Source organism: Microbacterium sp. CGR1, from assembly GCF_001266755.1.
GTDB lineage: Bacteria > Actinomycetota > Actinomycetes > Actinomycetales > Microbacteriaceae > Microbacterium.
Genome location: NZ_CP012299.1, coordinates 1,314,293 through 1,334,086 on the forward strand (window position 1 = coordinate 1,314,293; position 19,794 = coordinate 1,334,086).

Sequence of the window (19,794 nt, forward strand, 5' to 3'; positions counted from 1 at the left end):
TGACGAACACCATTCGTTTATGAGATCCGCGCCCCACCCGATGCGCGTCGTCATCACCTCGCGCACACCGCCGTGCCCTCTCAGTGGGAGAACCATGACCGCCATCGACCTCAGCACCCGGGTTCCGCTCCGGTTGCCCACCGCCACCGCCACGTTCGCGATCGGAATCGCCGGCTACCTGGGCGTGAACCTGTCGCCCTACATGATCACCGCCGCTCAGACGGGTCTCAGCATGGACGTGCTCGCGGCCAGCTGGCTCGTCACCGCGACTCTTCTGCTCACGGCTGTCACCGGGCTGGCCATCGCCCCGCTCTGCGCCGGGAGTCACCGGCGGGTCGTAGCCAGAACCGGACTCGCCATCGCCGCGGTCGGCTTCGCCACCGCCGCTGCGGTCCCCGCTCTCATCCTTCCGGGGCTGCTCGTCGGCGGCGCGGGAGCCGGTGGCGCCGTCGCCGCCTCGGGCGCCGCTCTCGCCGCGTTCCGCAACCCCGACAGGGTCGCCGGATTCAACGGTCTCGCGAATCGCGGCGTGATCACGATCGTGCTGGCCGTGATCCCCCTCATCGGGCTCGCCCCGATCGATGTCTTCGGGGCGCTGGCACTCTTCAGCATCGTGGGCCTGCTCGTCTCGGCCTGGTTGCCCGCGGCGCCCGTGCTCGACCCGCAGGCCGGCGCCGCCGTCGCCGAGGCGATGCCGATCGACGTGCCGCCGACCGGCACGGTGCGGCTGTCACCCGCGCGCTCGCGGACCGTCACAATCGCCGGATTCGGCCTTCTCGTCGTGTTCGCGCTGTGGGCGGCGAGCGAGGACTCGCTCTGGGCCATGGCAGGCATCATGGGTGCCGAGCAGACCGGGCTGACCCCCGAAGGCCTGGGCCTCGCGCTCAGCGGCGCGACGGCGGGCGGCTTGATCGGATCGGTGCTGCTCATGGTCGTCGGATCTCGGCTCGGAAGAGCACTGCCGCTCGCCGTGCTGCTGGTGGCCGGAGGCGTCCTGAAGATCGTCGAGGGGTTCACCTCAGATCCGACCGCGTTCATCATCGTGTTCATCGCGTGGAACACCGTCTACGCGATCGCCTTCATGTACTTCGTCTCGACCTCAGCCGCCCTCGATGCCGACGGCCGCTGGTCGGGCCCCCTCCTGGCCGTCTACCTCGTCGGCTCGGCACTCACACCGGTGATCGGCGCGGCATTGGTCGGCGTGCTCGGCTTCGAGGGATTCGCCGTCGCACTGGGTATCGCCAGCTTCGTTCTCGCCGTGCCCGCGAGCGCGATCGCCCTGCTCTCGACGCGCCTCGAGCGTGCCGCCGCCCATGAGGAGACGCTCCGATGACCCGCACCCTGTATCGCAACGCCCGGTTCTTCACGGCCGACGACACCGCCTGGGCCGACGCGGTCGTCGTCGACGGCGCGGAGTTCGTCTTCGTGGGGACCGAATCCGACGCCCCGCCCTCGGACTCGGTGGTCGATCTCGAGGGACGAGTCGTCCTTCCCGGCTTCATCGACGCTCACACGCACCTGCTCATGATGGGCGAGGCGCTCGGTCAGATCGGTCTCACCGATGCCGGGTCGCTCGACGAGATCCAGCGCAGAGTGACAGCGGCACGCGAAACCTCTCCCGGCGTCGTCCGAGGACGCGGATGGCTCTTCGATGCGATCCCCGGCGGCGCGCCGACGGCGGCGATGATCGACGCCGTCGTCGCTGACGTCCCCGTCTACCTCGATGCGAACGACTACCACTCGTGCTGGGTGAACTCCGCGGCGCTCGGCGAGCTCGGCATCACCCGCGACACCCCTGACCCGATCGGCGGTCGGATCGAGAGGGATGCCGACGGCGAGCCGACCGGGATGCTCTACGAGACGGCCGCGCAGCAGTTCGCGTGGGCGCACCGCGATGCCACCACCACCGACGAGCAGCGGGATGCGGCGGTGCAGCGCGTCGTCGAGGCGTACCTCGCGGCCGGTGTGACCGGCGCCGTCGACATGGCGTTCGACGCGCTCGCGCTCGAAGCGCTCGAGCGCGCGGAACGACGTGGCGCGCTGCCGTTGCGGATCGCCGCCCACTGGTTCGTCGCCAACACGGGTGACGATGCCCAGAACCTGGCTCAGGTCGCCGAGGCGGCCGAGCGTGCCGTCGCCGACTCCGGCACCGTTCGCGTGATCGGGATCAAGCTCGTGCTCGACGGCACGATCGACGCGTGCACGGCGGCGATGCGCGCACCATATGCGGATGGCTCCCACGCCGCGCCGATCTGGCCCGCTGATCGGCTGCTCCCCGTGGTGGCGGCCGCGGATGCCGCCGGACTGCAGGTCGCGCTGCATGCCATCGGCGACGAGGCGAGCACTCTCGCGCTGGATGCCATCGAGCACGCCATCACCGTCAATGGCGATCGCCCCCGTCGCCACCGGATCGAGCATCTCGAGTACGCGGCACCCGGCACGGCCGAGCGCATGGCACGGCTCGGCGTGACGGCCTCCATGCAGCCGGTTCACGCCGACCCCGCCATCTTCGCCAACTGGGCAGCACAGCTGGGCGACGATCGTGCGGATCGCGCCTTCGCGTGGCCCGAGTATGAGGATGCCGGTGCACTGCTCGCCTTCTCGACCGACGCCCCCACCGCACCGCACGCGGCGCTCGCGAACATGTACGTCGCCACAACGCGGGCGTCCGCTCTCGACCCGGATGTGCCGGCGGTGCATCCGCAGTTCGCTCTTCCCCTCGAACGCGCGGTCGTGCATGCGACTCGTGACGCGGCGCTCTCGATCGGCGATGGAGACTGGCGGGGCCGGATCGCGGTGGGCCAGGTCGCAGACTTCGCTGTGCTCGACGTCGATCCGTTCTCGGAGGGCAACGCGTCGCTGCTCACAGCGCGAGTCCTGCGGACCGTGATCGCCGGGCAGACCGCGTACGAAGGCTGAGGGGCGCTGTCCGCCGCATCCCCTCGCGGCTCACTTGAGCGATATACCGGTTAGTTCTTATAATTCTGGTGAACTCTGGCGGGCAGAGGGCGCCCGTCGACCCGGCGGTGGTGTCTTCCCGCCCGGGCGCGGAGCGCTCCCTCTGTCAGCCGATGGTGACAACGACTGATTGGAGTGTTGAGATGTCCGCGATGCCCGATCCGAGGTTCGAGCTCCGAAGGGTCACGGAGACCGAGTGGCTGATCGTCGACCACAGATACGAGGCGCACGATGCGCGCCAGACTGTCGCCTGCATCTATCAGGTCGACGCCGTCGAGGTCGATGTGCTCTGGCTGCGCAACCTTCCCCTGGCGAGCTCGTACATGTCGGCGGAAGAGGTGCTCAGCGACCTGCAGCGGTTCCACAACCCGCCGAGCCGATCGACGCCGCCGGTCATGATCCCGCACCTTCCTCCGCTCGCGACGACGGTCAGTTGATGCGCTGCGCGGAGCGGTACGTCGAATCCCAAGGGCCGCGCCATAGGCTGGCCTGATGCTCATCGCTCTGATTCGTCCCATCGAGACCAGCACTGCAGACGTCATCGGCACGACGCTGGCCGAGGTGCTCGTCGAGCTCGAACAGCACCGCAAGCCGGGCTTCTATCTGACGTCGGCGCCCGTGCGGATGCTGAAGGGCGAAGCGAAGATGGAGGCGACGGGCACGTTCACCCGTGTCGACGGCGTGCGCGAGATCGAGGCCGACGACATGGCGTCGCTCGAGGCGAAGGTGCCCGAGGGGTGGCGCATGCTGACGGTGCGCACGGCCTAGGTGCAGCGACCCGCCGACGACGAAGACCCCCACAGGACTCAGCGCCGGTGGGGGTCTTCTCCGTGTGGACGTCGTCGGGGTCAGCCGCCGGACGGGTTCTCGAGGGGCGCACCGTCTTCGTCGGTGGTCTCGTCCTCGATGATCTCGTCGGTGCTCTTCGACGACGACTCGTCGGGCGCACCGCCCGAGGCGGTGTCCGCCTCTTCGTCGCCACCGGGAGTTCCGTGCGTGTTCTGCAGATCGCTCATTGCATCTCCTCTGTCGGTTGAGGCGACGGTATGCGGTCGACCACGCACACGAGGAGGGGGTTGACGTGAGGAGGAATCGGACGGAAGGACGACGGATCGCACAGCGGAGGGACTCTCTCTCCGGATCACGAGTGATCATGTGAAGGAAGAGTCCCTCGACCGGAGCGGCCCCGCCGGGGTCCCCAGACCGTGGTCGGGGGCAGGCTCTCGAGCGAAGGATACGCCCGATAGGAGCCACGTCACATGGCGTGGTGGACGACGGCGCGCGGGCGTACGCTCTTCTGCACGAAACGCGGCTGGGCCTCGGGATCTCGATGCCGCTGAGCATGAACGGAGATCCGCCGATCGCCGTTCACACGATCGGACTGAGGCGCATCCGCAACCCCTAGATACAGCGCTGCATTGGGGTTACGTTGGCCGTGGCCACACAGACGCGGCCCCGAGCCGGTGGAGTTCCCCAGCGAAGCCGGCTAGGTGTCCCGATAGGTACCCCAGAACCGGTCGGGGCACCGCACTGCCCGCCCCAATGCCTGTGGCCGCCTCCTCGTGCGTGGAGTCTTGACGCCGCGGATTCCGGGCATGAAAAAGCCCCGGAGTTCCGCGTATTTCTGCGGCTCTCCGGGGCTTTGTGGTCGGGCTGACAGGATTTGAACCTGCGACCCCTTGACCCCCAGTCAAGTGCGCTACCAAGCTGCGCCACAGCCCGTTGTTCTACACTCTCGCGCAGGCAACTCCCCTATCTTAGCCCCACTCGACGGAACTCCGCGAACCGGGTGAGCGCCGGGCGTTGCGAGGTGTCGGAGCCCCGGCGTACGGTCGCATCCATGGTGACGATCACGACCGAGGTGGCGACCAGCGCCCGATGGGATGACGTTCAGCATGCACTGACGGGCGGCGGCGACGGTGCCAGCTGCCAGTGCATCTGGCCGATGCTGAGCAACAAGGAGTGGAATGAGACCACCACGCCGCAACGCACAGAGATGTTGCACGATGAGATCCAGGCGGGCCCTCCACCTGGTCTGATCGCATACATCGACGGCGAGGCCGCGGGGTGGATCAGGATCGGTCCGCGAACCCTGCAGCAGCGGGTGCCGCGCACGCGCATGATCGCGGCGGCATCAACCGAACCCTTCGATGACGAGTCCGTATGGGCCGTGACATGTTTCGTGGTCCGTCGCGAACACCGCGGCTTGGGCATCACCCTCGAGCTGCTGCGCGCCGCCGTCGATCTCGCTCGACGCTCCGGCGCCGGACTGGTCGAGGGGTACCCCGTCGACACCCGTGGCGAGAAGAAGCGCACCAACGATCTGTTCCACGGCACGCTCGCCACGTTCCTGGCGGCGGGATTCGAAGAACGCGCGGAGATGAAGCCCGGCCGAACCCTGGTCGCACTGGATCTGTCGTCATGAACGAAGAGACGGACCTACCGGCGTCCATGGGCAAGGTCGCACGACGAGGGCTCGCGCTCCACGGGTTCACCCGTCTCGACCAGTTCGACGGCGCGTCCGAGACGGCGCTGCTCGCCATCCACGGAGTCGGGCCCAAGGCCATTCGCATCCTGCGCGAGCACCTCGAGTCCCGCGGCTCGACTCTCGGGCCGTGAGCGAGCGCTAGCGTGGTGACATGAGCGACGAGAACCCGACCATCGAAGATCCCGAACTGGGCACCCTCACGCGCGCCACGACCGAGCTGTCCGACGGAACGGTACTGACCCATGACTGGTATGCAGGCGGCACGGTCGTCGCCGGCGCCCCTCTCGATCTCATGATCGAGGGCACCGATGCCGATGAGGCTGCCGCACTGCTCCCCCATGTGCATCAGACCATAGCCGCCCTCGGCGTCCTGCGACGACTGGCGACGGATGCGGTCGTCGCCGCCTTCAGCAATGCGGCCCCGGAGCAGCACGAGCTCGACGACGCGGCGACCGACCTCACCCTCGAGACGCTCGAAGCTTCGTCCGATGGCACGGTCGTGCTCCATTTCATCGACACCTGCGGCCAGCACTTCCCCGAGGGCTACTGGCCCGCCGTGCACCTCGGTGCCGACGGTCAGATCACCCAGGTCACGGTCGAATCCTGAGCGAGGCTGACCGCGTTCGATCCCGCCCTACGATGGTGAGATGCAGCGACGCCGTCCATCCGACCCGCTTCTCTGGGCCTTTCTGCCCTATGCGGCGGCATCGGCGACGCACGTGGCGCTGCTGAGCGTCGGCAGCCCCGCAGCCGGCCCGACGAAGCTCCTGCTCATGCCCTTGCTCGCCGTGCCCGTGTGCGTGTCGGTGGGTCGCGCCGCGGAGCGCTCGGCGCTGGCGTTGACCATCGCGGCACTCCTGTTCTCGTGGCTCGGCGACAGCGCAGGGGTGTTCTTCCCGGCGGCGCCAGAAGTGCCTCTGATGCTCCTGTTCTTCGGCATCGCGCATCTGGCATACATCGCGCTCTTCATGCGCCATCTCGCCGCGCGGCGGATGCCGTGGTGGGCGCTCGTCTACGCCGCGTGGTGGGTGGTGATGCTGGTGTTCATCGGTCCGCACGCCGGTGGGCTGCTGATCGCGGTGGCTGTCTACGGTCTCGTCCTCGCGAGCACAGCGGCCACCGCCGCTCGATGCTCTGCGCTCGTGTCGATCGGCGGCGCCTTCTTTCTCGCCAGTGACACTCTCTTGGCTCTTCGGCTCTTCCTGCCCGGTTCCCTGCCGGACTGGAGCAGCCCCGCCATCATGGCCACCTACACGCTCGGGCAGGGTCTGATCATCGCCGGCACCCTGATCGCACTGAGAAAGCGAGACATCTGATGGCGGATGCAGCACGGGTCGACAGCTGGCTCTGGGCGATCCGCGTCTACAAGACGCGCTCGGCCGCCACCACTGCATGCCGTGCGGGGCATGTGCGCGTGAACGGCGACAAAGTGAAGGCTGCTCAGCACATCCGCGTCGGCGACGAACTGCGCATCCGGATCGCCGGATTCGATCGGATTCTCATCGTGCGTCAGCTGCTCGTCAAGCGCGTCGGCGCCCCTCTCGCTGCGCTGGCGTATGAGGATCGCACACCGGAGCGCGAACCGCAGGCGGCTCTCGGACTGCGTGATCGGGGGGCTGGGCGACCCACGAAACGCGAGCGTCGCGACATCGACAAGCTGCGCGGGCGAGGATACGAGGATGACGGCATATTCCAGGGTTGAGCCTGGATGCGGTCGAACATAGGTTCTAATGTGGACCTATGACCCGGCGTACCGACTTCGACCTCGATCTCGAGAAGCGCTGCCGCCTGCTCGACGAATGGGTCGCCACGCGCCGCCAGATCGCTGCGCTCGAGGGGAGTCCTACGCGCTGCTGGTCGAGCGGATCGGCATGCACGACAGCGACGTCTCGGAGAGCCCGCACCATCGCGATGCGATCTACCGCTCGATGGTCGCAGAGTACTCCGCGGCCGGTCACATCCCGAAAGGTTCGGTCGAGTACGCCTTCACCGATGCACGCACTCTGACGCGCACGCTCCCGGCCGTGCAGACCGCCTTCTCTGTCGGGTCGATCGGCGTGCATCATGTCCGTGAGATCGTGCGAGCGAGCGAGATCGTCGACGACGCCATCCGCGATGGGCGGGTGGACGCCGAGACGATGAGCGTCTACGAGGCTGCCGTTCTGGTGGTCGCTGAGAACGACACGGCACCGAGAACGAAGACCCATGCACGTCAGGTGGCGGCAGCTCTCGTCGGCGAGACCGTCGTCGAGCAGCATCGCCGAGCGGCCGCGGAACGGTGTGTCACCGTCAAGTCCGTCGGCGACGGGCTTGCGGCCCTCACGGCGATCCTGCCCGAGTGGGTCGCAGTGGCGATCTCCGATCGACTCACACAGATGGCCCGGCACATCACTCGCACCCGCAACGAGCGGGCGCCCATCCTCGAGCCGCTGGACGAACCGAAGGGCTCGCTCTACCTCGACGACCTCTCGCCCGATGATCCCCGATACGAGTCCTACTTCGACACAGCGGTGATCGCCGCCGACGGCACGTTCGTCACCGACCCGCTTGCCGGACTGATCGACCCGATGGCCGACCCCTCGAGCCCCGACATCGAGCACCTCTCCGGCGACGCTCGCACATTCGACCAGATGCGCGCCGATGTGCTGGCTGACCTGCTCCTCACTGCCGATCCGAGCGACGCGACAGACACAGGGCTGGAGAACATCTCCGCCCGCATCCAGGTCACCGTCGCTGCAAGCACTCTCGCCGGGGAGGACGATCGTCCCGCTGAACTCGACGGACACGGGCCGCTCGATCCCGACGTCGCGCGGGGACTCGCAGGACATCGCACTGGGTGGGCACGTCTGTTCCTCGACGCGCAGGGACTGGTCACGGAGACCGACTCCTACTCCCCGACAGAGCAGATGCGGCGGTTCCTCAGAGCGCGCGATCAGCACTGCAGGTTTCCCGGATGCAGGATGCCGGTGCATCGTTGCGAGATCGACCACAACCACGACCACGCCCGTGGTGGACGCACGCGCGTCGACAATCTCAGCCACTTCTGCACGACGCACCACTCGCTCAAGCATCCGGACATCCATGAGCGGCATCGGTGGACGGCGCGCCAGACTTCTGACGGGTCGCTCACGTGGACGAGTCCGCTCGGCCGCGAGTATGTCGACCCACCGCGACGAAGAGTGATGTTCGTCTGAGCGCATCACACGTCACGCTGAGCGCAGCATCCTCACGCTGAGCGCAGCATCCTCACGCTGAGCGCAGCACGCGTCACGCTGAGCGCAACACCCCTCACGCTGAGCGCAGCCGCCGTCGGGCGAGGCAGCACAGCCAAGACGAAGCGGAGCGCGCGCTGAGACGAAAGCGGAGCACGCACTGAGACGAAAGCGGCCCCGACTATTGCGGGAGCACGCTCAACAGCCAGCCCGCCGAGCGCACTTGCGCCGCGCCCGCTGCGTCGACGCGGTTCTGCAGTTCGCGGTCGCTCGAGACGACCACGACATGCTGCCCAGCATGCGTCCGACGCTCCACCTCAGCCACAATCGCATCGTCTCCGCCCCCGTCGGCGCGGACGATCGAGACGCCACCTGCGGGAAGCAGCTCGGGCACCTCCGCATCGGCGTCCGACGACGGAGTCACGATCCCGCGCGCCTGTCCCTCGACGACGAGAGCGATCTCCGGGAACCAGGTCGCTCCCCCGACCCCGAGGTCGGCCGCGGGCACAGCGAGTCCGTCGAGGCGCGAGGCAAGACGAGCCGTCGCACCGGCACGATCTCTCCACCATCCGTTCGGCACAGAGCCGACCACGTTGGCGGCGTCGACGACGAGCGACAGGCGCACATCGAGCAGGGTGCGCAGAGCGGGCCAGGCGCTACCGAAACCGGGGTGCAACGGCCGTGCGTCCACCTCATCGACGGGCACCCACTCGAGAGCCACGCTCTCGGGGTCACTGATCACGGGGTCGAACGGACGCACCACATCGGCGATGACGGTCGTGTACGACCACACGTCCAGATCGAGCACGCTGGTGAACCGGGGTCGCACGGCCGCATCCGGAACCCCGGCCTCTTCCTGCGCCTCGCGCACTGCGCCCACGATCGCGCTCTCGCCCTGGTGCATGGCGCCGCCAGGCAACCCCCACGTCCCACCGAAGTGCGACCAGGACACCCGGTGCTGAAGAAGGATCCCGCGTTCCGGATCGACGGCGAGCAGTCCAGCCGCGCCGAAGCGCCCCCAGTACTTCTCCCCCGAGGGGGCGATCACCCAGGCGTCGCCCGGGTTTCGCGGCCCATCTGGGCGGCGGGGTTCACCTGCGGCGGGAGGTACGACAGTCACCCCTTCAGCCTGTCACAGCATCCGGCTGTCGGCATCCGCCGGGGTCATACGCGGGAACAGCTGTGCCCGCGCGGAATCGCGCGGGCACAGCTGTCGAATCGGGTGCGATCAGCGCTGGCGCTTCTCGCGGACCCTCATGTTGATGACGATCGGAGTTCCGTCGAATTCGTAGAGCTCGCGCAGACGACGCTGAATGAAGCGGCGGTAGCCCGGGTCGAGGAATCCCGTCGTGAACAGCACGAACGTCGGCGGACGCGTCGATGCCTGCGTGCCGAACAGGATGCGCGGCTGCTTTCCGCCACGCAGCGGGTGCGGGTGCTCGGCGACGAGCTCTGCGAGGAAGGCGTTGAACTTGCCCGTCGGGATGCGACGGTCCCAGTTCTCCAACGCCGTCTCGAGCGCCGGCACCAGCTTGTCGAGGTGACGACCGGTCTTGGCCGAGATGTTCACTCGGGGCGCCCAGGCGACGTGCGCCAGGTCCTGCTCGATCTCACGCTCGAGGTACCGACGTCGATCGGCGTTCTCGAGGTCGTCATCGTTCAGACGATCCCACTTGTTGAATGCCAGCACGAGAGAGCGGCCCGACTCGAGCACGAGATCGATGATGCGGACGTCCTGCTCGCTGATCGTCTCGGACACATCGAGGACGACGACCGCGACCTCCGCCTTCTCGAGAGCAGCGGACGTGCGCAGCGACGCGTAGAAGTCAGCACCCTGCGCCATGTGCACCCGGCGGCGGATGCCGGCGGTGTCGACGAGGCGCCAGAGCTTGCCACCGAGCTCGACGATCTCATCGACCGGGTCACGGGTGGTTCCCGCGAGGTCGTTCACGACCACGCGCTCTTCGCCGGCCGCCTTGTTGAGCAGCGAGGACTTGCCGACGTTCGGGCGACCGAGGATCGCGACGCGCCGCGGCCCGCCGATCTCGGCCTTCGCGACCGCGGAGACATCCGGCAGCTTCTTCAGCAGCTGGTCGAGCAGATCGGCGACGCCACGACCGTGGATCGCCGACACCGGGTAGGGCTCGCCGAGGCCGAGGTTCCAGAGAGCCGCAGCCTCAGGCTCCTGACGAGCGTCGTCGATCTTGTTGGCGACGAGGAAGACCGGCTTGCCGCTCTTGCGCAGCAGCTTCACGACGTGCTCATCGGTCGACGTGGCGCCGACCATGGCGTCGACGACGAACAGCACGATGTCGGCGAGGTCGATCGCGACCTCCGCCTGCGCGGCGACCGAGCGGTCGATGCCGCGGGCGTCGGGCTCCCAGCCGCCCGTGTCGACGAGCGAGAAGCGACGGTCGGCCCACTCGGCCTTGTACGTCACGCGGTCGCGGGTCACGCCGGGGGTGTCCTCGACGACTGCCTCACGACGGCCGAGGATGCGGTTGACGAGAGCCGACTTGCCGACGTTCGGTCGACCGACGATCGCGACGACCGGCAGGGCCGGGAAGAACTGGATCCCGTCCTCACCCATCGTGATGCCGGCGAGAAGGGCGGCATCTTCATCGTCCAGGTCGTAGTCGGCGAGGCCGGCGCGCAGGGTCTCGGCGCGCGCCTCCGCGAGCTGCTCGTCGAGCGACTCCATCTTCTCGGCGAGCTGGTCGGGGCCGCCTTCGTATTCGTCGTCAGCCATGGTGTACTCCTCGGATTCGTTCGATCACCGCGAGGACGGCGTCGATGGTCTGTGTGAAATCGAGCTCCGTCGAATCGACGACCTCGACGCCGTCTGCGGCGTTCAGGAAGTCGACGACGGCGCTGTCTGATGCGTCGCGCTTGTGCAGTGCGGCCGCGACGGCCTCGGCGTTCTCGCCGGCGAGCTCGCCGGCACGTCGTGCGGCGCGCACCTCGGGCGCAGCCGTGAGGAGGATGCGCACCGGGGCGTCGGGAGCCACCACGGTGGTGATGTCCCGCCCTTCGACGACGACCGCCGGGTACGGCGCCTCGGCGACGAGGGTGCGGAAGAGACGATTGACCCGGTTCCGCACCTCGGGCACACGGGCGACGCCGCTCACCGCGCTCGAGACCGATGGTTCGCGGATCGCGTCCGTGACGTCGACCTCTCCGACGAGCACGGTGCGATCGTCGGGGTCGAGGCCGACGCGCACAGGGAAGTCGGAGACGGCGTCGAGCACCGCCGCGGCATCCGCCGTGTCGGCGCCTCGATCCAGCACATGCCAGGCGAGAGCGCGGTACGCGGAGCCGGTGTCGAGGTAGCCGAAGCCCAGAGCCCGAGCGACCGCCTTGGACACGCTGGACTTGCCGGAGCCGGCGGGCCCGTCGATCGCGATGAAATCAGTCATTGGTGGTACCTGCAATCCGCCAGCCGCGTTCCTGAAGTCCGGTGATCGCCCCGTGCAGCGCAGCAGGGTCGACGCTGATCTCGGCCAGGCCGAACTGCGCGCCCGGCGAGTGCTCGAGACGGAGGTCCTCGACGTTGACGCCGAGCTCTCCGAGTTCGCCGAACAGTCGACCGAGCTGGCCGGCGGTGTCGTCGACCATCACGACCAGGGACTCGAATCGCTGGTTCTGCCCATGCTTTCCGGGAAGACGTTCGACGCCGTCGTTGCCCTGCCGGATCGTCTCGGCGACCACACGCCGAGCCCCGGGGGCCTCGGGCGCGCGAAGAGCGTCCGACACCTCGCGGAGATCGGATGCCAGAGCGTCGAGGATCTCGACCACGGGCCCGGCGTTCGCTCCGAGGATCTGCACCCAGAGTTCGGGTGCGGATGCCGCGATACGCGTCGTGTCGCGGACGCCCTGGCCGGAGAGGCGCAGCGCACCCTCGTCGGCGGTGGCGAGACGGCCGGCGAGCAGGCTCGCGACGACCTGAGGAACGTGGGAGGTGAGAGCGACCGAGCGGTCGTGCTCCTCGGGAGTCATCTCGAGCGGCATCGCTCCGACATCGAGGGCGAGCGCTTCGACGAGCGCGAGATCGGTGGCGGTCGTGTCGGCATCCCGGCACACCACCCAGGGGCGGCCCACGAAGAGGTCGGCGCGCGCAGAGATCGCTCCGCCGCGCTCGCGTCCGGCGAGGGGGTGCGAGCCGATGTAGCGGGTGAGGTCGACGCCACGGTGCTGCAGGCTGTGCAGGGGCTCGAGCTTGACGCTCGCCACGTCGGTGACGACAGCGTGAGGGAAACGACTCAGCTCCGACTCGATGACATCCGCGGTGACATCCGGCGGCACGGCGACCACGATCAGCACCGGCGAATCGTCCTCGGCGGCCGAGCGGCCCGCCCCGTAGTCGATCGCGAGACGCAGCTGGGCGGGCGAGGTGTCGGCGAGCACCACGTCGACACCCTTCGCACGAAGGGCATGTCCGATGCTCGCGCCGAGCAGCCCGGCGCCGACGACGCGAACGGTTCCCGAGAGTCTGGCCGCGATTCGTGGCGCGACAGAACTCCGAGCCCCCGTGGGCGCACTCGTCGTATCGGTCACTCGTTCTCCTGTTGCTTGCCTGGCGCCTCGGCGACACCGGAATCACGGCGCGACAGAGTCAAGAGTGCGCCGAGTTCGATTTTAGTCAGTTCGCGCGTCTTCCCAACCGGGAGGGTTCCCAGGTGCAGCGGGCCGAACTGGCGGCGCACGAGTTCGGTCACCGGGTGGCCGACCGCTGCCAGCATCCGTCGGACGATGCGATTGCGCCCGGAGTGCAGCGTCAGCTCGACGAGACTCGACCCGCGAGAGGTGTCGAGCAGCCTCGCCTTGTCTGCCGCGATCGGACCGTCGTCGAGCTCGATGCCCCGGGTGAGCTTCGAGATCGTCTGCGCGGTCACTTCGCCTTCGACCTTGGCGATGTAGACCTTGGTCACCCCGAACGACGGGTGAGCGAGCACGTGAGCGAGGTCTCCGTCGTTGGTCAGCACGAGCAGCCCGCTGGTCTCCGCGTCGAGCCGCCCGACGTTGTACAGCCGCTCCTCGTAGTCCTCGGTGAACCGGCGCAGATCGGGGCGATCGTTCTCGTCTCGCATGCTGCTGACGACCCCGGTGGGCTTGTTCAGCATCACATAGCGCTTCGACACGTCGAGCTGAACAGCGGTGCCGTCCACATCGATGAGATCGGTCTCCGGGTCGACGCGACGGCCGAGCTCGGTGACGGTCACGCCGTTGACACGGATGCGCCCTTCGACGATGTACTGCTCGATCACGCGTCGCGAGGCCACGCCTGCCGCCGACAGCACCTTCTGAAGGCGGATGCCCTCTGGTGTCTCGAAGCCGCTCATCGGATGGTCCCTTCGTTGAAACTGATTCTGCGCGTCGTGCCGTCGCGGCCGGTCGATGCCGTCAGGACGACCGAGATCATCGGATGGTCCCTTCGTCGAAGCCGTCCGCGCCGTCGTCGAGCAGAGGAGAGATGGGGGGCAGCTCGTCGAGCGAGTTGATGCCCAGGTGCTGCAGCAGAGCGTCGGTCGTGCCGTAGTTGATGGCGCCGGTCTCGGAGTCCGCGAACAGCTCGGTGATGAGACCTCGTGCGAGGAGTGTCCGCACGACGGAGTCGACGTTCACCGCCCGGATCGACGCCACCTGGCTGCGCGTGACGGGTTGCTTGTAGGCGATCACCGCGAGCGTCTCGAGCGCCGCCTGCGAGAGTCGTGCCGGCGCTTGTCCCCCGACGAACTCCGCGACGACGTCGTCGTGATCCTCCCGGACGTACAGGCGCCAGCCCCCGCCGACCTCACGCAGCTCGAAACCCCGTCGCGGTCCGTGACCCTTGCCGTCGTAATCGTCGACCAGCGTCTCGATCGTCTGTCGGACGGCAGCGACCGGTGATCCGACGGCAGCGGCGAGAGCGACGAGTCCGATCGGCTCGTCGATGATCAGCAGGATCGCCTCTATGCGCTCGGAGAGGGGCGTGTCACGCACGGCCGGCTCGGTCACGGCTCCTGTCACTGCGTCAACGGTGTCATCGGTCATAGTCGGCTCCCAGGGATGCCAGTGTCTCGTCCGACCAGGAGTCGGCAGCCCAGCGCAGCGTGAGCTCGCCGAGCGGTTCCAGTTGTTCGAAGGAGAGTGCGGCGTGCCGGTAGAGCTCCAGCACAGAGATGAACCGCGCGACCACGATCCCGGGCTCGCTCACACCCGCGACCAGCTCGCGGAAGCTCACGGACTCCGCCGCGCGCAGCAGAGTGACCACGATCGCGGCCTGTTCGCGGATGCTGACGAGCGGAGCGTGCAGGTGATCGAGGCCGACATGCGGGATCTCCTTCGGCGCGAACGCGAGAAGCGCGAGCGCGGCGAAGTCATCCGCGCTGAGCGACCACACGAGCTCGGGGGTCTTTCGCCTGTGCTTCTCGTCCAGCCGGACAGCACGCACGTGCCGACGGTCCTCGCGCTGCAGGCATCGGGCGAACCACGCCGAGACCTCTTTGAAGGCGCGGTACTGCAGGAGTCGCGCGAAGAGGAGGTCACGTGCTTCGAGAAGAGCGACGGCTTCGGCATCCACCAGCTCGCCCTGAGGCAGCAGTCCCGCCACCTTCATGTCGAGCAGCGTCGCTGCGACCACCAGGAACTCGGACGCCTGATCGAGCTCCTCGTCGTCGTCGAGCTCCTTGAGGTAAGCGATGAACTCGTTGGTGACGGCGCTCAGCGACACCTCGGTGATGTCCATCTCGTGCTTCGAGATGAGGTTCAGCAGAAGGTCGAACGGGCCGTCGAAGTTCGACAGGGAGACGCGGAACCCGGGATCCGCCAGCAGTGCGGTGTCAGCGATGTCTGAGCCGATGTCCGCGACGGACTGAACGGGCGAGACGGACTGAGGCGAGACGGACTGAGGCGAGACGGACTGAGCCGGGGTGTCTGGCGGCTCGAGCTCAGGCGACAGCGCCACGGGCGACCAGCTCCCGCGCCAGTCGCAGGTACGCCTGCGCGGCAGCGTGCTCCGGAGCGAACTCGGTGATCGGCACACCGGACACCGATGCATCGGGGAACTTGACGGTTCGACCGATCACGGTCTCCAGGACGTCGTCCCCGAACGCCTCGACCACACGCTCGAGAACCTCACGCGAGTGCAGGGTGCGCGGGTCGTACATGGTGGCGAGGAGGCCGTCCATGGTGATCGACGGGTTCAGCCGGTCGCGCACCTTGTCGATCGTCTCGATCAGCAGCGCCACACCGCGAAGCGCGAAGAACTCGCACTCGAGCGGGATGATGACGCCGTGAGCGGCGGTCAGCGCGTTGACCGTCAGCAGACCGAGCGAGGGCTGGCAGTCGATGAGGATGACGTCGTACTCCCCCGCGACCTGGCGGAGGACACGGGCGAGGATCGTCTCGCGGGCGACCTCGTTCACGAGGTGCACCTCAGCGGCCGACAGGTCGATGTTCGCCGGCATGACGTCGAGGCCTTCGACACCCGAGTGCACGATCGCATCATGTGCGTCGCGCTTGGTGTCGAGCAGCAGATCGTAGATCGTCGGCACATCGTGCGTCTGAATCCCGAGACCAGCCGACAGTGCGCCCTGCGGGTCGAAGTCGACCGCGAGGACCTTCCGGCCATATTCGGCGAGGGCCGCGGCGAGGTTGATCGAGGTCGTCGTCTTGCCGACGCCGCCCTTCTGATTGCAGAGGGCGATGATGCGGGCGGGACCATGCGAGGCGAGAGGAGCAGGGGTCGCGAAGCCGTGATAGGGACGCCCGGTGGGTCCCATGGGGGTGTCGTCGGTCTTCGACGTCTTCGCCCTGGACTTCGCCGCGTTCTCAGCCACCGATTCTCCTGCTCGTTTCGTGCTTGATCGAGTCTACCGATCGCCCGGAGGGTTCCACGCCTCGGCCGCGGCGATCCCGCGTTTTGGCCGCAGCTCGGCTCACCGGGCGCGAGGGTGCGACGTCGCGTAGATGTCGCGCAGCGTGTCGACAGACACGTGCGTGTAGATCTGGGTCGTCGCGACCGAGGCGTGTCCGAGCAGCTCCTGCACGACGCGCACGTCTGCGCCGCCCTGCAGCAAGTGCGTGGCGAACGAGTGCCGCAGCGTGTGCGGTGAGACCTCGGCGGTGATGTGCGCGTTCTCCGCGGCCGCGCGGATGACCAGCCAGGCGCTCTGGCGTGACAGGGGCGCACCGCGCGCGCCGAGGAACAACCGCGCCGACGCCCGACCCTTCACTGCGAGCCCGGGACGGACCCGGGTGAGGTACGCGTCCACCGCTGCGCGGGCGAACGAGCCGATCGGCACGATACGTTCCTTCGACCCCTTGCCGCGGAGGCGCAGGACATCGCCATGAGCGAGGTCGTCGACGTCGAGCCCGACGGCCTCCGACACACGAGCGCCGGTCGCGTAGAGCAGCTCGAGCAGGGCCCGGTCACGGATGCCCAGCGGATCCTCCGCGCTGGGGGCACCGAGGAGGCTCTCGACCTGGTCGATCGTCAGCGCCTTCGGCAGACGCCGCGGGGCCTTGGGCGGACGGAGACGGCCGCTCGGGTCATCCGGTTCGATCCCTTCACGCGCCAGGAACCGGTGCCATCCGCGCACCGACGACTGCAGGCGGGCGAGGCTCGTCGCCGCGGGAGCCGGATCGGCCCCGGAGCGATCGGCGATGAAGCGTCCGACGACCGCCGGGCTGATCTCAGCGGTGTCCGTCACCCCCTCGGACACGAGCCACTCCAGATACGTGTCGAGGTCGCGTCGATACGCCGAGATGGTGTGCTCGCTGAGGCCGCGCTCGATCGTGACGTGGCGCAGATACGTGTCCAACGCTCGGTCGAGCTGCATGCTCAGCTCCGGTCGCGCAGCCTCTGCGCGGCCGCGAGGACGCCGATGCTGAGGATGCCGTTGCGCATCCGCCCATCGAGCACCGCGGCGACCGCGGCATCGAGCGGCACCCACTCCACGCGGATGTCAGCCTCTTCGTCCACGCGCGCGTGCGCTTCGTTCGCCGTCGACACACCACTCGCGAGGAAGACGTGGATGACCTCGTCGTTGCCACCCGGGGTCGTCCACGACGATACGAGCGGCTCCCAGTGCGCGGCGACGAGATCGGCCTCCTCCGCCAGCTCGCGCTGAGCTGCCGCGAGGGGCTCCTCCCCCGGCATGTCGAGCAGACCTGCCGGCAGCTCCCAGTCGCGGTGACGGATCGGGTGCCGGTACTGCTGGATCAGCAGTACGCGACCCTGGTCATCGAGCGCGAGGATCGCTACGGCGCCGGTGTGCGCGACATACTGACGGCGGATCTCCCCGTCGCCGTAACGCACACGGTCGTCGCGCACATTCCAGACGGCACCCTCGTAGACGAGGTCACTCTGCAGAACCTCCGGCTGGAAGGGCTCGTCTCTCAGCTCATCGAACTCAGACATGGGCTTCGCCACGCTCAGGCGACTGCTTCGCCGAACTCGGCATCGGCCTCGACGTCGAAGAGCTCGCTCGAGCGGTGACGCTCGATCGCAGCCCCGACCAGGCCACGGAACAGCGGGTGCGGGTCGGTCGGGCGCGAGCGGAGCTCCGGGTGCGCCTGGGTGGCGATGTAGTACGGGTGGACGTCCCGCGGGAGCTCGACGTACTCGACCAGGTCGAGCTCGGGGTTGAGACCCGAGAAGACCAGACCGGCCTCGGAGAGACGCGCACGGTAGGCGTTGTTGACCTCGTAGCGGTGGCGGTGACGCTCCGACGCCTCGGGGCCGCCGTACAGCTCGCTCGCCAGGGAGCCCTCCGCCAGCGCAGCCTTGTAGAGGCCGAGCCGCATCGTGCCGCCCAGGTCTCCACCGTCGAGGATCTCGATCTGCTCCGCCATCGTGGCGATGACCGGCTCGGTCGTCTCGGGGTCGAACTCGCTCGACGACGCGCCCTCGATGCCGGCGACATCACGGGCGTATTCGATGACCATGCACTGGAGGCCGAGGCAGAGGCCGAGGGTCGGAATTCCCTGCTCGCGCGCGAACTTCAGCGCACCGAGCTTGCCCTCGATCCCACGGATGCCGAAGCCACCGGGAACGCAGATGCCGTCGAGCGCGGCGAGCTGCTCGCGCGCGCCCTCGGGGGTCTCGCAACGGTCCGACGGGATCCAGCGGATGTTGACCTTGGTCTCCTGTGCGAAACCGCCGGCCTTCAGCGCTTCGGTCACCGAGAGGTAGGCGTCCGGCAGGTCGATGTACTTGCCGACCAGGCCGATGGTGACCTCATGCTTCGGGTTGTGCACGGCGTGGAGGACCTTGCTCCAGCGCGACCAGTCCACCTCGTCGGCAGCCTTCTGGTCGAGTCCGAGACGGCGCACGATGTACGAATCGAGCCCCTGGTCGTTGAGCGTCGAGGGGATGTCGTAGATGCTCGGCAGGTCGACCGTGTTGATGACGCCCTCGGCGTCGACGTCGCACATGAGTGCGATCTTGTTGCGGTTGCTCTCGCTCACAGGCCGGTCGCTGCGGAGCACGAGGGCATCGGGCTGGATGCCGACCTGACGGAGGGCCGCCACCGAGTGCTGAGTCGGCTTCGTCTTCTGCTCACCGGATGCGCCCATGAACGGAACCAGCGAGACGTGCACGAAGAACACGCTGTCGCGTCCGAGCTCGTGACGCAGCTGACGAGCGGCCTCGAGGAACGGCTGCGACTCGATGTCGCCGACCGTTCCGCCGACCTCGGTGATGATCACGTCGGGGCGAGGATCCTCGGTCGCCTGCAGACGCATGCGGCGCTTGATCTCATCGGTGATGTGCGGGATGACCTGCACGGTGTCGCCGAGGTACTCGCCGCGACGCTCGCGGGCGATGACCTGCGAGTAGATCTGACCGGTCGTGACGTTCGCCGCCTGCGACAGGTTGATGTCGAGGAAGCGCTCGTAGTGGCCGATGTCGAGGTCGGTCTCGGCACCGTCATCCGTGACGAAGACCTCACCGTGCTGGAACGGGTTCATCGTGCCCGGATCGACGTTGAGATACGGGTCGAGCTTCTGCATCACGACGCGGAGTCCGCGCGCGGTGAGGAGGTTGCCGAGGCTTGCGGCAGTGAGCCCCTTACCCAAAGACGAAACGACACCACCCGTCACAAAGATGTGCTTGGTCGTGTCGTTCTTGGGCCCCGCAGAAGAAGAGTTCATCAC

General features: G+C 68.0%; 22 protein-coding genes and 1 tRNA gene. 10 read left to right on the forward strand and 13 right to left on the reverse strand.

The window, feature by feature from the left end; translation table 11 throughout:
* Nucleotides 1-94: 94 nt before the first annotated feature.
* The 4 genes from AKG07_RS06305 to AKG07_RS06320 all read left to right on the forward strand — a co-directional run bounded on the left by AKG07_RS06305 (nucleotide 95) and on the right by AKG07_RS06320 (nucleotide 3,726).
* Nucleotides 95-1,333, forward strand: coding sequence for a hypothetical protein (locus AKG07_RS06305; RefSeq protein WP_053096823.1), 1,239 nt, complete (start codon nucleotides 95-97; stop codon nucleotides 1,331-1,333).
* Nucleotides 1,330-2,919 (forward strand): amidohydrolase, encoded by a 1,590-nt coding sequence (locus AKG07_RS06310; RefSeq protein ID WP_053096825.1) that lies wholly within the window; start codon nucleotides 1,330-1,332, stop codon nucleotides 2,917-2,919. The genes AKG07_RS06305 and AKG07_RS06310 overlap by 4 nt, the downstream gene beginning before the upstream one ends.
* A gap of 191 nt (nucleotides 2,920-3,110) precedes the next feature.
* On the forward strand, nucleotides 3,111-3,395 hold the full coding sequence (locus AKG07_RS06315) for a hypothetical protein (protein WP_233277338.1): 285 nt from the start codon (nucleotides 3,111-3,113) through the stop codon (nucleotides 3,393-3,395).
* 55 nt (nucleotides 3,396-3,450) lie between these two features.
* On the forward strand, nucleotides 3,451-3,726 hold the full coding sequence (locus tag AKG07_RS06320; protein ID WP_053096828.1) for a hypothetical protein: 276 nt from the start codon (nucleotides 3,451-3,453) through the stop codon (nucleotides 3,724-3,726).
* 80 nt (nucleotides 3,727-3,806) lie between these two features.
* Here the strand turns inward: AKG07_RS06320 and AKG07_RS17815 are convergent, their stop codons facing one another.
* Nucleotides 3,807-3,974, reverse strand: coding sequence for a hypothetical protein (locus AKG07_RS17815; protein ID WP_171821924.1), 168 nt, complete (start codon nucleotides 3,972-3,974; stop codon nucleotides 3,807-3,809).
* A gap of 629 nt (nucleotides 3,975-4,603) precedes the next feature.
* Nucleotides 4,604-4,680 (reverse strand) — tRNA-Pro (locus AKG07_RS06325).
* Nucleotides 4,681-4,798: 118 nt separating this feature from the next.
* Here AKG07_RS06325 and AKG07_RS06330 point away from each other — a divergent pair.
* The 6 genes from AKG07_RS06330 to AKG07_RS06355 all read left to right on the forward strand — a co-directional run bounded on the left by AKG07_RS06330 (nucleotide 4,799) and on the right by AKG07_RS06355 (nucleotide 8,640).
* Nucleotides 4,799-5,383, forward strand: coding sequence for a GNAT family N-acetyltransferase (locus AKG07_RS06330; RefSeq protein WP_053096830.1), 585 nt, complete (start codon nucleotides 4,799-4,801; stop codon nucleotides 5,381-5,383).
* Nucleotides 5,380-5,577, forward strand: a complete 198-nt coding sequence (locus AKG07_RS06335; protein ID WP_053096832.1) for a hypothetical protein — start codon at nucleotides 5,380-5,382, stop codon at nucleotides 5,575-5,577. The genes AKG07_RS06330 and AKG07_RS06335 overlap by 4 nt, the downstream gene beginning before the upstream one ends.
* A gap of 20 nt (nucleotides 5,578-5,597) precedes the next feature.
* Nucleotides 5,598-6,053 carry a hypothetical protein gene (locus AKG07_RS06340; RefSeq protein WP_053096834.1) on the forward strand — a complete coding sequence of 152 codons (456 nt, stop codon included), beginning with the start codon at nucleotides 5,598-5,600 and terminating at the stop codon, nucleotides 6,051-6,053.
* 40 nt (nucleotides 6,054-6,093) lie between these two features.
* Entirely contained in the window at nucleotides 6,094-6,762 is a 669-nt protein-coding gene (locus AKG07_RS06345; protein ID WP_053096836.1) for a lysoplasmalogenase family protein, read from the forward strand.
* Nucleotides 6,762-7,148 carry an RNA-binding S4 domain-containing protein gene (locus AKG07_RS06350; protein ID WP_053096838.1) on the forward strand — a complete coding sequence of 129 codons (387 nt, stop codon included), beginning with the start codon at nucleotides 6,762-6,764 and terminating at the stop codon, nucleotides 7,146-7,148. The genes AKG07_RS06345 and AKG07_RS06350 overlap by 1 nt, the downstream gene beginning before the upstream one ends.
* A gap of 169 nt (nucleotides 7,149-7,317) precedes the next feature.
* Entirely contained in the window at nucleotides 7,318-8,640 is a 1,323-nt protein-coding gene (locus AKG07_RS06355) for an HNH endonuclease signature motif containing protein (protein ID WP_233277339.1), read from the forward strand.
* Between the two features lie 199 nt (nucleotides 8,641-8,839).
* On the opposite strand, the gene AKG07_RS06360 is transcribed toward AKG07_RS06355, so the two are convergent.
* From AKG07_RS06360 to AKG07_RS06410, 11 genes are all read right to left on the reverse strand, one after another.
* On the reverse strand, nucleotides 8,840-9,778 hold the full coding sequence (locus AKG07_RS06360) for an NUDIX domain-containing protein (protein ID WP_053096840.1): 939 nt from the start codon (nucleotides 9,776-9,778) through the stop codon (nucleotides 8,840-8,842).
* A gap of 108 nt (nucleotides 9,779-9,886) precedes the next feature.
* Entirely contained in the window at nucleotides 9,887-11,407 is a 1,521-nt protein-coding gene (gene der, locus AKG07_RS06365) for a ribosome biogenesis GTPase Der (RefSeq protein WP_053096842.1), read from the reverse strand.
* Nucleotides 11,400-12,074: a (d)CMP kinase gene (gene cmk / locus AKG07_RS06370; RefSeq protein WP_053096844.1), complete on the reverse strand. Its 675-nt coding sequence runs from the start codon at nucleotides 12,072-12,074 to the stop codon at nucleotides 11,400-11,402. Before cmk ends, der begins: the two co-directional genes overlap by 8 nt.
* Entirely contained in the window at nucleotides 12,067-13,212 is a 1,146-nt protein-coding gene (locus tag AKG07_RS06375; protein ID WP_082297845.1) for a prephenate dehydrogenase, read from the reverse strand. The genes cmk and AKG07_RS06375 overlap by 8 nt, the downstream gene beginning before the upstream one ends.
* The gene (locus AKG07_RS06380; protein ID WP_053096846.1) at nucleotides 13,209-13,997 is read right to left on the reverse strand and encodes a pseudouridine synthase; all 789 of its coding nucleotides are present in this window, start codon (nucleotides 13,995-13,997) and stop codon (nucleotides 13,209-13,211) included. The genes AKG07_RS06375 and AKG07_RS06380 overlap by 4 nt, the downstream gene beginning before the upstream one ends.
* Before the next feature lie 76 nt (nucleotides 13,998-14,073).
* Nucleotides 14,074-14,688, reverse strand: coding sequence for an SMC-Scp complex subunit ScpB (scpB, locus tag AKG07_RS06385; protein WP_053096848.1), 615 nt, complete (start codon nucleotides 14,686-14,688; stop codon nucleotides 14,074-14,076).
* The gene (locus AKG07_RS06390; protein WP_053099168.1) at nucleotides 14,678-15,496 is read right to left on the reverse strand and encodes a segregation and condensation protein A; all 819 of its coding nucleotides are present in this window, start codon (nucleotides 15,494-15,496) and stop codon (nucleotides 14,678-14,680) included. Before AKG07_RS06390 ends, scpB begins: the two co-directional genes overlap by 11 nt.
* Before the next feature lie 88 nt (nucleotides 15,497-15,584).
* On the reverse strand, nucleotides 15,585-16,418 hold the full coding sequence (locus AKG07_RS06395) for a ParA family protein (RefSeq protein ID WP_053099169.1): 834 nt from the start codon (nucleotides 16,416-16,418) through the stop codon (nucleotides 15,585-15,587).
* 156 nt (nucleotides 16,419-16,574) lie between these two features.
* On the reverse strand, nucleotides 16,575-17,477 hold the full coding sequence (gene xerD, locus AKG07_RS06400; RefSeq protein WP_053096850.1) for a site-specific tyrosine recombinase XerD: 903 nt from the start codon (nucleotides 17,475-17,477) through the stop codon (nucleotides 16,575-16,577).
* 2 nt (nucleotides 17,478-17,479) lie between these two features.
* On the reverse strand, nucleotides 17,480-18,058 hold the full coding sequence (locus tag AKG07_RS06405) for an NUDIX domain-containing protein (protein ID WP_053099170.1): 579 nt from the start codon (nucleotides 18,056-18,058) through the stop codon (nucleotides 17,480-17,482).
* A 14-nt stretch (nucleotides 18,059-18,072) separates the two neighbouring features.
* Nucleotides 18,073-19,791 (reverse strand): CTP synthase, encoded by a 1,719-nt coding sequence (locus AKG07_RS06410; RefSeq protein ID WP_053096852.1) that lies wholly within the window; start codon nucleotides 19,789-19,791, stop codon nucleotides 18,073-18,075.
* Between the last annotated feature and the right edge of the window lie 3 nt (nucleotides 19,792-19,794).

Bases quoted from the DNA above. Each gene is read 5' to 3' on its own strand.
- AKG07_RS06340 (WP_053096834.1), top strand. From the start codon at position 5,598: ATGAGCGACGAGAACCCGACCATCGAAGATCCCGAACTGGGCACCCTC.
- AKG07_RS06380 (WP_053096846.1), bottom strand. From the start codon at position 13,997: ATGAGCGGCTTCGAGACACCAGAGGGCATCCGCCTTCAGAAGGTGCTG.
- scpB (WP_053096848.1), bottom strand. From the start codon at position 14,688: ATGACCGATGACACCGTTGACGCAGTGACAGGAGCCGTGACCGAGCCG.
- cmk (WP_053096844.1), bottom strand. From the start codon at position 12,074: ATGACTGATTTCATCGCGATCGACGGGCCCGCCGGCTCCGGCAAGTCC.
- xerD (WP_053096850.1), bottom strand. From the start codon at position 17,477: ATGCAGCTCGACCGAGCGTTGGACACGTATCTGCGCCACGTCACGATC.
- AKG07_RS06410 (WP_053096852.1), bottom strand. From the start codon at position 19,791: ATGAACTCTTCTTCTGCGGGGCCCAAGAACGACACGACCAAGCACATC.
- AKG07_RS06350 (WP_053096838.1), top strand. From the start codon at position 6,762: ATGGCGGATGCAGCACGGGTCGACAGCTGGCTCTGGGCGATCCGCGTC.
- AKG07_RS06335 (WP_053096832.1), top strand. From the start codon at position 5,380: ATGAACGAAGAGACGGACCTACCGGCGTCCATGGGCAAGGTCGCACGA.
- AKG07_RS06315 (WP_233277338.1), top strand. From the start codon at position 3,111: ATGCCCGATCCGAGGTTCGAGCTCCGAAGGGTCACGGAGACCGAGTGG.
- AKG07_RS06345 (WP_053096836.1), top strand. From the start codon at position 6,094: ATGCAGCGACGCCGTCCATCCGACCCGCTTCTCTGGGCCTTTCTGCCC.
- AKG07_RS06330 (WP_053096830.1), top strand. From the start codon at position 4,799: ATGGTGACGATCACGACCGAGGTGGCGACCAGCGCCCGATGGGATGAC.
- AKG07_RS06320 (WP_053096828.1), top strand. From the start codon at position 3,451: ATGCTCATCGCTCTGATTCGTCCCATCGAGACCAGCACTGCAGACGTC.
- AKG07_RS06310 (WP_053096825.1), top strand. From the start codon at position 1,330: ATGACCCGCACCCTGTATCGCAACGCCCGGTTCTTCACGGCCGACGAC.
- der (WP_053096842.1), bottom strand. From the start codon at position 11,407: ATGGCTGACGACGAATACGAAGGCGGCCCCGACCAGCTCGCCGAGAAG.
- AKG07_RS06395 (WP_053099169.1), bottom strand. From the start codon at position 16,418: ATGGGACCCACCGGGCGTCCCTATCACGGCTTCGCGACCCCTGCTCCT.
- AKG07_RS06405 (WP_053099170.1), bottom strand. From the start codon at position 18,058: ATGTCTGAGTTCGATGAGCTGAGAGACGAGCCCTTCCAGCCGGAGGTT.
- AKG07_RS06355 (WP_233277339.1), top strand. From the start codon at position 7,318: ATGCACGACAGCGACGTCTCGGAGAGCCCGCACCATCGCGATGCGATC.
- AKG07_RS06305 (WP_053096823.1), top strand. From the start codon at position 95: ATGACCGCCATCGACCTCAGCACCCGGGTTCCGCTCCGGTTGCCCACC.
- AKG07_RS17815 (WP_171821924.1), bottom strand. From the start codon at position 3,974: ATGAGCGATCTGCAGAACACGCACGGAACTCCCGGTGGCGACGAAGAG.